Origin of the sequence: Pseudalkalibacillus sp. A8, from assembly GCF_045920555.1 — a bacterium.
In the GTDB taxonomy this organism is placed as follows: Bacteria; Bacillota; Bacilli; order Bacillales; family Fictibacillaceae; genus Pseudalkalibacillus.
This window is the reverse complement of sequence record NZ_CP174509.1, coordinates 5,165,810-5,179,350: the sequence shown is the minus strand read 5'-3', so window position 1 is coordinate 5,179,350 and position 13,541 is coordinate 5,165,810. Positions and strand designations below refer to the sequence as shown.

At 40.4% G+C, this 13,541-nt stretch carries 8 protein-coding genes and 1 pseudogene; 6 read left to right on the top strand and 3 right to left on the bottom strand.

Annotation, left to right across the window (positions count from 1 at the left end; genetic code table 11):
* Positions 1-27: 27 nt before the first annotated feature.
* The 3 genes from ACJROX_RS26040 to ACJROX_RS26030 form a co-directional block, all read right to left on the bottom strand.
* Positions 28-1,563, bottom strand: a complete 1,536-nt coding sequence (locus ACJROX_RS26040) for a Na+/H+ antiporter NhaC family protein (protein ID WP_408008110.1) — start codon at positions 1,561-1,563, stop codon at positions 28-30.
* Positions 1,564-1,938: 375 nt separating this feature from the next.
* The gene (locus ACJROX_RS26035) at positions 1,939-3,240 is read right to left on the bottom strand and encodes a hypothetical protein (RefSeq protein ID WP_408008109.1); all 1,302 of its coding nucleotides are present in this window, start codon (positions 3,238-3,240) and stop codon (positions 1,939-1,941) included.
* 395 nt (positions 3,241-3,635) lie between these two features.
* Entirely contained in the window at positions 3,636-4,754 is a 1,119-nt protein-coding gene (locus ACJROX_RS26030) for an RNA-guided endonuclease InsQ/TnpB family protein (RefSeq protein WP_408011782.1), read from the bottom strand.
* 963 nt (positions 4,755-5,717) lie between these two features.
* Here ACJROX_RS26030 and ACJROX_RS26025 point away from each other — a divergent pair.
* From ACJROX_RS26025 to ACJROX_RS26000, 6 genes and pseudogenes are all read left to right on the top strand, one after another.
* Positions 5,718-7,655, top strand: a pseudogene (locus ACJROX_RS26025) (BglG family transcription antiterminator).
* A gap of 138 nt (positions 7,656-7,793) precedes the next feature.
* Positions 7,794-9,731 carry a fructose-specific PTS transporter subunit EIIC gene (locus tag ACJROX_RS26020; RefSeq protein WP_408008108.1) on the top strand — a complete coding sequence of 646 codons (1,938 nt, stop codon included), beginning with the start codon at positions 7,794-7,796 and terminating at the stop codon, positions 9,729-9,731.
* A 360-nt stretch (positions 9,732-10,091) separates the two neighbouring features.
* On the top strand, positions 10,092-11,198 hold the full coding sequence (locus ACJROX_RS26015; RefSeq protein ID WP_408008107.1) for an endospore germination permease: 1,107 nt from the start codon (positions 10,092-10,094) through the stop codon (positions 11,196-11,198).
* A 383-nt stretch (positions 11,199-11,581) separates the two neighbouring features.
* Positions 11,582-12,046 carry a PTS sugar transporter subunit IIA gene (locus tag ACJROX_RS26010; RefSeq protein WP_408008106.1) on the top strand — a complete coding sequence of 155 codons (465 nt, stop codon included), beginning with the start codon at positions 11,582-11,584 and terminating at the stop codon, positions 12,044-12,046.
* A 16-nt stretch (positions 12,047-12,062) separates the two neighbouring features.
* Complete coding sequence (locus ACJROX_RS26005) at positions 12,063-12,374, top strand: PTS fructose transporter subunit IIB (RefSeq protein ID WP_408008105.1); 312 nt, start codon at positions 12,063-12,065, stop codon at positions 12,372-12,374.
* Between the two features lie 29 nt (positions 12,375-12,403).
* Entirely contained in the window at positions 12,404-13,423 is a 1,020-nt protein-coding gene (locus tag ACJROX_RS26000) for a PTS fructose transporter subunit IIC (RefSeq protein ID WP_408008104.1), read from the top strand.
* Positions 13,424-13,541: the final 118 nt, after the last annotated feature.

Sequence of the window (13,541 nt, the reverse complement as noted above, 5' to 3'; positions counted from 1 at the left end):
AACTCCTCCTCTAGTAACAAATATCTTTTATGCCAAATGATCTTCATCAAACGATGGTGTTCTTCGATTGTAGAACTTAGTAAGAAAAATCACACCGACCACCATTAAGGTCACCGCTATATAAATGGTTGTCTCGAAGCCAACTAATCCTCCAACCACAAGGGCAATAACGGATATAGCCGCATTAAACAAGGCAATAGGAACCTGGGTTTTATTATGATCTTTAAAGTCTGTTCCTGCACCGGTTGAGGATAAGATCGTTGTATCTGAGATTGGTGAACAATGATCTCCGAATATCCCACCTGAGATGACAGCCCCTATGCATGCGTACATCGATACATCAAGGTGGAAAGCTAACGGAATCGCTAAAGGAAGCATGATGGCAAAGGTTCCCCATGAGGTTCCATTTGCAAAGGACATACCAGCACCGACGACAAATATTATGGCTGGTACAAGGAACAGAGGGATATTTCCATCCATTAATTGGACAATATATTTAGCTGTTCCCATCTTGTCAAGTACTGTGCCGAGTGACCAGGCAAGTACCAATATAATGAGAATATCCATCATTCTTTTCATACCGGAAAAATAAATATCAAAGGACTCTGCTAATTTTTTCACTTTGTATACCGTCATTAACACAATAAGGGATAGAGCTGCAAATAAATATGCCGTCGTTAAGGCAATTCTAAACTCATTTCCATCAATTTTTTTAAATGGAAATCCAAGTGGAATTAACAAACTGACAATAGTGACTAATAAAACAAGAATCGGAAACCAAACGAGAATCGGTTTACTGCTATTTTCCTTGATTTCCGTGAATACTTCTGGTTTACGCATTGGTTTCGATTCTGGCCAAAATAGTTGTCCTGTTTCCAAAACACGCCTCTCTGCTTTAGCCATTGGTCCAAAGTCCAGCTTCGCGATGACGATTAAAGGAACGATGAGAACGGCTAAAATGGGATAAATATAATACGGAATAGATTGTATAAAGCTATCCCAGGCTGATTCCGTGATATTTAAACGTTCGTATTCTGTATTGATGAGTCCTATGATATACACACCCCAGCCAATAAAAGGTATCATCACTGAGACAGGTGAAGCCGTTGAATCAATAATCCAAGCCAATTTCTCTCTTGAAACCTTAGCTTTATCAAAAATCGGTTCAAAAACCGGCCCGATGATTAACGGTGTGCCAAGCTCAGAGAAAAAAATCGCAATCCCACCTAACCATGCGGCAAGCTGAGTCTGAACTCGATTCTTGATCACGCCTGCAATCTTAGAAGCAAAAGCAGCCGCGCCTCCTGATTTTTCTAAAAGCGCAACAAACCCACCGATAAAAACTAACAGTACTAAGATTCCAGCGTTATAGCTGTCTGTAATTTGCAAAAAGAAATAATCGCCAATCACCGTTTTAACCGAGTTTAATGGATTAAAATGTGACAGGATCAGAATTCCTGAAAACAACCCTAGGAATAATGAAATAATGACATTTCTTGTAGACAAAGCCATCACAATCGCGATGATAGGAGGAATTAAAGACAGTACCCCCATATGGTCCATACTCTACACCCCTTTGAAATAATTGTTAATAAATAAATTGAACACACCTCTTCCTTCTCCAATTAGTTGCTAATAGAATTAAGAAAATAGCCCTTTCACCTTATATTCGGGTGTATTTAGGGTATTTACCCTTAATTATATTTAAACAATTCATTTTTTTCAAACAATTTTTCGAAAATATTCCTGTCTTTGCAAAGTAGTTCTTTAGGCAAGACCTTAGAAAGGTAAAACACAAGTTACTCCGGTCAAACTTACTTTATCTATATCCTTTTGTGTGCTTGATTTCAGAAGGGAGATGTCCAATTTCAAGTCTCTCAACTACTTATAAAAAAAAGAAATGAACAGCATCACCGCCATTGCGATGATGCTGTTCATTTACTTTAACTTTAATCGATACATTTTACTCGGCCGGCCTCGTGTTGATAAGGACTTTTCACCGATATACTCAAATAACCCAACATCACTTAACGAAGCCACAATCCTTCGGGTATTTCGCTCTTCTAACCCGAGGTGAGCAGCCAAATCACTAGTTGTAAAGCTCGTCCATCCTATTGTTTTAATCAAGGCCACCATTTTATTGTATGTCTTAAAGCTAACATTTGCCTGTTTGAGACGATGTAATACTTTATCGTCGTTCATGAGGTTAGAGTAAACCAACTCTTCTTCTTCCCCCGCTGATTCAATCACCGTTCCGTCTTCTTGAACAATGATGATATCCCGACTTGATTTTTCTTTCGATTGCTGAATGGCCCGAAGTGCATTCACCTCAGCAGAAAACACCGTCTCTCCGTATCCGATGCCTGCTGCTACTAAGGTTTCGGAATGAAGGGCTAACTGTTCAACCGCTTCTTTCACCAGTCCGATCCCTCGCTCAATCGCTCCTCTTGTACTGAAAATCACATAGCGTCCGTTCCCTTTTTCCATCAGGGAACCATCTAATTGGTCACATAGCCGAATCAAAGTCTTTTTCAATTCCAATTCTAAAAACTGGAGATCATAAGGCCTTTTCGCCTGTTGTTTAAATTTATCAAAGGATTCAATATCAAAAATTTTTACGCCAATTTGAGTATCTTTAAAATAAAAGGTTTTCACTTTCTCCGCGAGAACTCGAAGTGTCTGACTGATTTCCAATCGACTCGGTGTATACCAATAAACCGGTACTCCAGCCGTTTTTAATTTTTGATAGACCCCCTCAAAGCAGGTAATTGCCCCTTTTATTTTGCTCTTATTCCATAAATCAACATGGAAATGAAACAAGTCATCGGCATTTGTATCGACATCATAGGTTTTAACATATACTTTTCCCAATGGTAAACCCAACTGTTCCAACGTCTCGTTCAGTTCATTATCCATTAACTCATCAATACTCACTTCGTCCATAATGCTTCCCTGATAAAAAGCCATATTCAAAAAGCATTTATAAAGACTAGCCTCCGTGTGCTGTGTGTAAATCAAATGTTCATCTGAATCTAGCACTTTTTTCGCGATCATATAGGGAAGTTTACCAGAAAAGAGCCAGACATTTACCTCATGATTATGCTTTGAAACAATTTGACGTGTCTCCTGAAACTCAGCATAAGGATAAGGAACAAATTCTACAACTTCCCCGAACCCTTCCGCCATAGAAATCATCCGTTCTACGGAGGTTCTAGGACCAACAACCCCGATTCTATACATACATACCATCTTTCCATTCTTTATCTTAATTTTATGAATTGATAGCTTTGATTGTTAATTTTTATTATAGCATATTGAAGGTGGGGAGGAATTTTAAACAGCATTCAATATGCTATAACAAGGATATAAATAAACGGAATAAGGTTAGTACAGCTAAAATCCATCAAATCTATCCTTTAACGTATTAAAAACCTCTGATAATCTAGTTCAATTGACGACTAGATACCTTTTACTATGTGAATGACCCCTCCTTAACACCCTTTCGGGATGTTTGAAGAAGGGGCTTCCTGTTTCGCAGACCGTTGCGTAGAGGGGTTTCCCACTACGTCTTACATAATCTCCATAGGCGTAGATTATACTGTTCGGACACAACCTTGCCCTACAGTTCGTATGATTCAGTTTGTTACAAGTAATTCTTCTAATGCTTTTTGTAGGATGTTTCGTGCTGCGTTTTGGTCTCTATCCAACACTGTTCCGCATTTTGTACAAATATGAGTACGAATAGAAAGTGACTTCTTTACACGATTCCCACAATAGGAACAGTCTTGAGAAGTGTATTTTGGTTCTACTTTTTTCAGTAGTCCTCCATGCTTTTCGCATTTATACAAAAGCATGTTTCGGAACATTCCCCAACCTGCATCCGAAATGGATTTCGATAACTTTCTATTTCTGACCATGCCGCAGATATTTAGATTTTCTACAGCGACAACAGAATAATCTTTTGACAGGTTGTAACTTAGCTTGTGAAGAAAATCTCTGCGCTGGTTTGCGACTTTCTCGTGTAAAGAACGAACCTTTTGTACTTGTTTGATGTAGTTGAGAGAGCCTTTTTTCTTCTTAGAAAGAGTACGCTGTGCCTTCTTTAGTTGTTTCTCTTTCTTACGAAGAAATCTTGGGTTTTTAATCTCTAACCCATTAGAAAGGACCGCATACTTATTAAGTCCAACGTCAATTCCTATTGCACGATTCGTATCAATAGAAGGTGGTAATGCTTGTCTTTCGACACAAAAAATCGCATACCATTTCTTTCCTTGACGTTTGATAATAAGTTGTTTAATTGTTCCTTCTAATGGTCTATGAAGCAAGATATCTATTTCACCTAGCTTTTTATTGTATAACTTACCATTATCAGAAAAGGACATAGCATAACGATGTATTCCATTTGGTTTGAAACCGAACTGAGGGAAAGTCATACTATTATAATCTTTATACTTTTTCTGTTTTGGATATTTTGCATCTTTACGAAAGAAGCTTTCAAACGCTTTTTGTAGACGAACAAAGACTTCCTGTAAAGGCTGGGAAGGTACTTCTTTTAGAAAAGGATATTTCTTTTTATCTAGTGTTTGTTGGTTTTGCATATCATAACGACTGTAATTTTCTTTGTTTTGTTTATATTTACGGTCTTTATCTAAAAGAGCAGAATTGTAGGTTTGACGACAATATTGTAACCAACGTTCTAGTATTTCTTTTTGTTCTTCTGTTGGATAGACTTTATATTTTTGATTTAGCAACATTGTCACCACCTCCAATTGTTTATGTGGATAATTATACCAAGAAGAGGGGATGGGAACAAGTGTTTTGGTTTGAACCAACCGAAATTCATCCCCTCCCTATCCTTGGGCTACGCCCTTCACAGACTTGAGGAAGGGGAATTCTTTCGGAATTTGTTAAAATGTCCCAGTGGATCAATATTAGTTCAAAAACAGAGAGCACCCTATATGGAAAATCGTTTTTGAACATTAATTATACAGATATTCAAGAAAAGCTCGTACACTCTTTTACAATCTCATTTTAATCTCAACATAATATACTAAATTACCTTTGATTATTGAGCTTGAATTTTATCCGATTATTCCAAATTCAACATTTTTCAAGTTGTTCTTTGACACTTTGAATCTTGAATAAGTCTTGCTACTGGCTGTAACAATCCACTTGATGCTTACGCATACTTATTTATCCTTATACACTCGTTTTCACTAAAATCCCTTTCTTGCCAACCAAAGAAAGGAGCTGTTTCAAAGATGGAAACAATCTATGAAATTTAACGAATCAGATTTCGGAGGTAGAAGGAGGGGAGACGTATAACATTTGCTTTCTAGAGTAAGAGTTGATGCAGAATTTATCGGAGAAGGTGATCGTGAATTATTTTTCGTCATGTGTCTGAATACAAAAATCGTGTGGTTACGGTCCATCTTTGTCACGTAGGATCCATCAATGCCAGCATTGTGCATCCCCAGGAAGCTTCAAAAACGCCATCCTGAATAACTGTATGACGATCATTCTTTGTCATCCGCACCCTTCCCAGGATACCAAACTGAAATAGATCTTAGAAGGTTTCGAGTTTTATCGATTAAAGGAGGCAGGTAAAATAGGGTATTTTACTTTTGTTCGTTCCATCCGTATCATTAGATGAAGAAATCGCTAAACTAAAAGTATCGAAGCGGACCTCTTATGGGGCGTGCGAAGGAGGTGGAACGATGAACGAAAGGCAAAAGGAAATCCTCCGGATTTTACTGGGTCAATCCGACCGAACATGGTTGGTGAAAATGTTTGCTGAAAGGTTAGCGCGATCGGAAAAGACGATCCGTAGTGATCTGAATAGCATCCAAGGTTATCTGGATGAGCATTCGACGGCGATACTGGTCCGGAAACCGGGTCGTGGTGTTTATCTGGAAGTCGATGAAGAAGAAAAGGCGAGATTGTTCAAAATCTTACAAGGAGATCGGTATGTCTCAAAAGCGGAAGACGATGAGGAAAGGGTCATCCAGATTGCTTATCAGTTGTTAATGGATCCGAATTCAGTCACCGTTCAACACCTATCAGACAACCATTTCGTAAGCAGAACGATCATCAAAAAAGACTTGACTATAATCGAAAATTGGCTTGCACGTTTTGATTTGAATCTCGTTCTGAAACAGAAAGTAGGATTGATGATTGAAGGGACCGAGAAAAACCGGAGAATCGCCCTTGCCCGATTGTATGAGTTGGCCAGTAAGCCTGAGCTGGTCAACGAATTTATCAAGAAGTAATTTACAGAGCATGAGGTTGCTGTCATCCAAAACGAATTGACAGCTCTGCAGAGGCGATATTCCTTATCTTTTACGGATGAGACATTTGATCGATTGATGGTGCATACCCTCCTTATGGTCAAAAGGACGAAACTGGATCAAACCATCTCCATGACCGATGAGGAGATCGCGCATATGAAAATGAATCAGGAATATGAATGGGTCGATGATTTTCTGAAAAAGCTGGAACGGGTTTTTGCTGTTTCCTTTCCGGAAGAAGAGCGGGCCTATTTAGGGTTGCATTTCCTTGGAGGAAAGTTTCGATATCAAGGGGACAGCTATGTTTTGACAAATATGGATCCAGACCTATCCAAGATCCTTCATCATTTGATCAATCGATTGTCAGAATTGAATCACATGGAATTCGATAAAGACCTTGAATTGATGGATGGGTTGAAGGTCCATCTACATACGACCTTGAACCGGTTGAAGCACGATTTGCCAGTATCCAATCCGATGCTTGATGATATCAAGAAGATGTATCCGTATCTGTTCGACATGATCATCCATGTTTTACAGGAGATCGATGAACAAATGGAATTGGCGATCCCCGAGGAAGAAGCGGCTTATTTGACATTGCATTTCCAGGCAGCCATCGAAAGACAGAAACTTGATCATCGGGACAAGAAGGAAATCGTGATTGTTTGTCATATGGGGATCGGGATGTCACAACTTTTACGGACGAAAATCGAGCGGAAGTTCCATTCATTGGATGTCGTCGGGTCCATTGCGAGAGTTGATCTGAACGGATTTTTAGCCGATCATCCAGTAGACCTCATCATCAGTACGGTATCTCTTCCGGATATCGGAGTTCCACACATTGTTGTCTCACCATTATTCGAAGAGAAGGATGTAAAACGGTTAGAGCAGTTCATGGTCCAACGCGAACGTCCTCTTTCAGGTGAAACAAAAGAATCCGTCTTATTAAATTACGTCAATCCTTTTCTCGTCTTTTTACAACAGGATGAAACGGATCGCTATGCATTGATTGAAAAGCTATCGACAGCTCTTTTCAAGAAAGGCTATACGGCTGAAAACTATACCGAAAATGCCATCCTGCGAGAAAAAATGTCAGCGACGACGATAGGGGCGGGGATCGCAATTCCGCACGGACACCCTAGTCTGATCAAACAGTCCGCCATTGCAGTCGCAACATTACAAAAACCGATCCATTGGGGCACGGAACATGTCTCACTTGTGTTCATGATGGCCGTCAAGAATGATGGGCAAGGGATGAACAAGAAATTATTCCAAGAAATCTCCAATCTCAGCGAACGGCCGGAATTGATTGAAAAGCTCAGGAATGAAACAGATGTCATGAAGTTCCTGTCTTATTTCAGCCAATGACAATAGAAGAAATGATCGATTGCCTGTATTATTCGTTTTTTACCGGAGGTTGCGGTAATAATAAGGACTTTTCGATCACTTTTTTCAATGTATAGTGTATGTAAACGGTTACGCAGAGAGTTGAGGAGGTCAAGAGAGATGAAAATACTTGCGATTACGTCATGTCCAAATGGGATCGCCCATACGTACATGGCTTCAGAAAACCTTCAGAAGGCAGCCAGGGAATTAGGCATCGACATGAAGGTGGAAACCCAAGGTGGGATCGGGGTTGAGAATGAACTTACCGAAAAGGATATACGGGAAGCAGATGGCATCATCATCGCTGCTGATAAAACGGTCACGAAGGAACGTTTTGTCGGCAAGAAGGTATTGGTCGTCGGGGTACAGGATGGAATCCGTAAACCTGAAGAATTGATCAAGAAAGTGATGAGCGGAAATGTACCCGTTTATCAACCGCAGGCAAGCGCTGATTCATTACCGGCTTCCAATAAAAAAGAAAACCCGGTATACCGCCACCTGATGAATGGGGTTTCCTTCATGGTCCCGTTCATTGTCGTCGGGGGGCTGTTGATTGCGATTGCCCTCACGATCGGTGGGGAGAAAACGCCTGAAGGTCTCATCATCCCTGAAGGTTCGATCTGGAAGGATATCGAAGCGATCGGTGGAGCGGCGTTCACGTTCATGGTCCCGATTCTGGCAGGCTTCATCGCCTATAGTATCGCCGATAAACCAGGATTGGCTCCTGGTGTCGTCGGAGGCTATATTGCAGCGAATGGCAGCTTTTATGGAAGTGAAGCAGGAGCAGGGTTCCTGGGCGGGATCATTGCTGGTTTCCTAGCTGGTTACGTGGCGTTATGGATCAAGAAAATCAAAGTTCCAAAAGCGATTCAACCAATTATGCCGATCATCATCATTCCAGTCATTGCTTCGTTCATTGTAGGGACAGCACTCATCTATCTTATCGGAGCTCCTGTGGCTCAAGTGTTTGAAGGATTGACTACGTGGCTGGAAGGTATGCAGGGGACAAGCTCGATCTTGTTAGCCCTAATTCTAGGTGCGATGATATCCTTCGATATGGGTGGTCCGGTCAATAAGGTCGCCTTCCTTTTCGGTGCTGCGATGATCGGGGAAGGAAACTATGAGATCATGGGTCCGATTGCCGTCGCCATCTGTATCCCGCCAATTGGAATGGGACTTGCGACGTTCATCAATAAAAAGAAATACCAGGATACCGAACGAGAAGCTGGGAAAGCCTCCTTCACGATGGGGTTATTTGGAATAACAGAGGGTGCAATTCCGTTCGCCGCACAGGATCCATTACGTGTCATTCCAAGTATCATGGTAGGCTCGATGACAGGTTCAGTGATTGCAATGCTGGGTCATGTCGGTGACCGTGTCGCACATGGAGGACCGATCGTCGCTGTGCTAGGTGCAGTCGATAATGTGCTGATGTTCTTTATTGCTGCCATTGTCGGTGCGATTGTAACGGCCCTTTTAGTAAACCTGTTGAAAAAGGATGTCAGGTCAGCTGAGGTTAAATCGCCTATAACTGAGTCTGAAGAACCTCAGACTGAGGAAGAAAATTTACAAGAATCTCCTGAAGTTGAGGATAATGAAATTAATAAACTGACGGATATAACCAATATGGATTTGATCGATATCAATCTAGCAGGCACAACCCGTAACCAGGTGATCGATGAGATGCTCATAAAGCTGGATCGAGCTGGTTTTCTTTCATCGAAGGAAGGTTTCAGAGAAGCGATCATGAAACGTGAAGTAGAAGGGACGACAGGGATTGGAATGAACATCGCGATCCCGCATGGAAAATCCGACGCCGTGAAAAAACCGAGTGTTGTCTTCGGGGTAAAAAGAGACGGAGTGGATTGGAAGAGTCTCGATGGTACGGATGCTAAGCTGATCTTCATGATTGCTGTGCCGAAAACAAGCGAAGGCAACGAACATCTGAAAATCCTCCAAATCCTGTCCCGTAAACTCATGGACGAAAGCTTCAGAAAATCGTTACTGGATGTCAAAACAAAAGAACAAGCTTATACACTATTGGAGGAAATCGAATAAAGGGAAGCGATAGCCGACCCAAATGCATTTTAATGGAGAACAACCCATTGAGAAAAGAGTATCCTCATGGGTTGTTCCTTCTTTTCCAGGGACAGGCGTTTCTGTTCAGGCACTACTCTCAACTATTTTTGGAATATTTAGATTATTAGAAACGCTACATGAAAATTACAAACTGATAAACAATTGGATTAATTCCCTTTCTGGTATTTTTTGTTTACACATGAACATCACAGGTCATAATAGCCAATGTATTGTTATTTGTAAAAATCAAAAAAGATTAGGACCAAAAAGTACTGATTATCCAGGTCAACTCAATATGGACGTGAACTGCTCGTGTAGGAACAAGAAGGTGGAAAATGGATGCTAGATAATGAAAAAATATCGGCGCGTCAATTCAGAACATTAGTGATTTTTTTTACGATCGGTACAACAATTATAACTGTTCCGACAACCATGGCTGTCTATTTGCAACAAGATGCGTGGATTGGGGCTGTTCTAGGCGTAGCTGTAGGGTCAATTATTATTTGGTTTTACACTAAGCTCGGGCTGTTGTTTCCTGGAAAAACATTTGTAGAAATGAATGAAACTTTGTTTGGAAAATGGATCGGCAATACGATTTCTCTTTTTTTTCTTTTAATGGTGTTTATGTATGGATCTGAACTTTTGTTCTATGTAGGAAGTTTTATGACTATACATATTTTCCCAGAAACACCTGCAGTCGCATTTCATATTTTAATGGCTGTCATTGTAATCATGGGTGTTCGTCTTGGATTAGAGACGTTTACCCGCAGCGCTGAAATTTTCATTGTGTTTTTCTTCATTCTTTTTTTCATTTTAGTGGTTTTTATTACTCCTCAAATCAAGCTTGAAAACCTTCAGCCAGTATTTGAGGCAGAAACTAAACCGCTGATTACGGCAGTCATTTACTATATAGAATTCTCTACAATTACTGGCGTGGTATTGTTAATGATTTTCCCTGCTTTTGTGAACCAACCAAAAGTGGCAAGCAAATCTTTCTTGATCGGATATTGGATAGGCAGTGTTGTAATGGTTGTCATTATCTTCTTAGCCATATCCGTACTTGGATCTGTTATTACAGCCAGCTATCACTATCCCAGTTATGCACTAGCGAAAAAAATCAATGTAGGAAATTTTGTACAAAGAATTGAAGCTGTATTAGCGATCATGTGGATTCTTTCGATCTATATGAAAATGACAATGTATTTATATACTGTCGCTATAGGCATCGCCCAAATCTTAAAATTGAGAAATTATCAATCATTAACATTACCTCTGGGGGTCATTAGCGTGATTTATTCTCTTATAACGTTTTCAAGTGTCACTGAACAGCAAACTTGGGACAGGGAAGTTGCCGTATTTTTTTCATATACCGTTGGGTTTCTTTTACCTTTAATCATGCTTTGCGTCGCGTTGTTTCGAAAAAAGATGCAAAAAAAACCAAATTGATTCGTTTTGATGAACTGTATCCCGGATATGACGCGAACGATTGTAAACCCCTAATCTTAAGGGAGAGATAATTACTTGGTCACATAAGTAACCGATGCGGTCCCACCTTAGTGATTTTAAAATATATTTCTATATTAACCAGTGTTAACCCATAGAAGAGTAGGATCATCACTCTTCTGTGGGTTTTTTAATGAGGCTCTAAGGAAGCAGGAACAAAATAATATTACAATTGTCTGTAAGCGTTTCCTAAAGCTTTAGGAAAAGGATTAAATTTTAATTCAGTAGTTGGACTTTTATAATTACTAGTGTAGAGCGAAACAAACTTAATTTATAACCCGGGTTAAAGAAACGACTTCAATTAGATTGAGGGTGAAACTTTGGAATTGACAACATTGATAAATGAGGACTTGATTGACCTTCATCTTACTGCTCCAGACCAATTGGGGGTCATTGAGCAGCTAGCTTCATTACTTGAAAAACAAGGTCGGATTGAGTCAAAGGCAGAATTCACTCAAGGTGTCTTAGCAAGAGAAGTACAAATTACTACTGGTTTCGGTAATGGCATAGCAATTCCGCATTGTAAGAGTAAAACAGTCCGGAACGCCAGTATCGTCATCGGAAAATTGGCAAGCGGTGTGGACTGGAAAGCGATGGATGATCGTGACGTTTCTTTTGTGATCATGCTTGCTATACCGGAGTCAGAAGCTGGGACGACCCATCTGCAAATACTTTCTAAGCTATCTGGAAAACTAATCGATGAAGACTTTAGGAACAGCTTGATGACAGCAAATAAGCAACAAGAAATTTTACAACTTTTATCTGAATGTGTTGATGAAAATATCGAATAAAGGGAGAGATACGATTATGAAACTTATCGCAATTACAGCTTGCCCTGCAGGTGTTGCACATACACATATGGCTGCTGCAGCGTTGGAGGCTTCAGCTAAAAAAGCAGGAGTAAAGATCAAAGTAGAAAAACAAGGTGCAATGGGAATCGAGAATGAAATCAAAGGAAAAGAAATCGAAGAAGCAGAAGCGCTTATTCTTGCAGTAGATACAGCGATTGCAAAATCTGATCGCTTTAATGATATTCCAACAGTTAAAGTATCTGTCGGAGATGCAGTGAAAAATGCACAAGGATTGATCGATCAAGCGATTGAATTGGCGAAAAAATAATGATTTGACGGTAAGGAGAGGGGATTTTTATGAAGAAAGTGGTTGAAGAAGCAAAAACACATCTCATGACCGGTGTATCATATATGCTGCCCTTTGTTGTGGCAGGTGGACTTATTCTTACGATTGGATTGCTGTTAGGTGGAGGAGAACAAGAGGCAGGATTTGCGAAGAAAACGGTAGATACTGGTGTTCTCATCTTTTCACTTATGGTGCCCGTCATGGCTGCTTATATGGCTTACTCCATTTCTGACAGACCGGGTATTGCACCTGGTATGGTAGGCGGCCTGATTGCGAACGAAATCGGAGCAGGTTTCCTAGGCGGAATTGTTGCTGGTTTTATCGCAGGTTATATTGTAAACGCTCTTAAAAAACTTCCGATGCACAGATATTTAGTGCAGTTAAAACCGATTATTGTCATTCCATTGCTGGGTGCAGGAGCAGTAGTATTATTGATGTTCATCATTGGACAACCTATTGCGGCTCTTTCCAGTGGGTTGGAGGATTGGCTGAAATCGCTCAGTGGAGGGAACCTGGTTGTTTTAGGATTGATCATCGGTGCGATGATGGCATTTGATATGGGTGGTCCTGTCAATAAAGTAGCCTTTGCATTCTGTGTTGGTATGCTGAATCAAGAGATCTATTATCCAATGGCGGCTTGCTGGATTGGGATCATGACACCACCGATCGGTTTGGCACTTGCAACTCGAATTGCGCCTAAGAAATTCACGCTAGCCGAGCGGCAAAGTGCTTTACCTACAACATTCATGGGTGCGACAGGAATTACAGAAGGTGCGATTCCATTCGCTGTATCTGACCCATTACGTGTCATACCTTCCATAGTTGTCGGTTCTGCAGTCGGCGGTGGCTTAGCGCTGTTATTGGGTACACAAGCTCCTATTCCAAGTGGCGGCGTGTTCGTCGTACCATTTTTCGAAAAACCATTCATGTTTGCCATTGCATTTGCAGTCGGGATTGTTGTGACAGCACTTATGACTGTTGTTTTGAAGAAAAAGACTGAAGAAGAATTATCAATTACAGAACAAGTATAATAATTGAACATTTAAATGACAGAGGGATCTAATGATTAGTTCCCTCCTATTTTATACGTTAAAAAAGATAACTTTCAACGAGAAAACAATTTGGTGTAGCAGAAAAGTTAAGGAACCA

Bases quoted from the DNA above. Each gene is read 5' to 3' on its own strand.
- ACJROX_RS26040 (WP_408008110.1), bottom strand. From the start codon at position 1,563: ATGGACCATATGGGGGTACTGTCTTTAATTCCTCCTATCATCGCGATT.
- ACJROX_RS26035 (WP_408008109.1), bottom strand. From the start codon at position 3,240: ATGTATAGAATCGGGGTTGTTGGTCCTAGAACCTCCGTAGAACGGATG.
- ACJROX_RS26030 (WP_408011782.1), bottom strand. From the start codon at position 4,754: ATGTTGCTAAATCAAAAATATAAAGTCTATCCAACAGAAGAACAAAAA.
- ACJROX_RS26020 (WP_408008108.1), top strand. From the start codon at position 7,794: ATGAAAATACTTGCGATTACGTCATGTCCAAATGGGATCGCCCATACG.
- ACJROX_RS26015 (WP_408008107.1), top strand. From the start codon at position 10,092: ATGCTAGATAATGAAAAAATATCGGCGCGTCAATTCAGAACATTAGTG.
- ACJROX_RS26005 (WP_408008105.1), top strand. From the start codon at position 12,063: ATGAAACTTATCGCAATTACAGCTTGCCCTGCAGGTGTTGCACATACA.
- ACJROX_RS26000 (WP_408008104.1), top strand. From the start codon at position 12,404: ATGAAGAAAGTGGTTGAAGAAGCAAAAACACATCTCATGACCGGTGTA.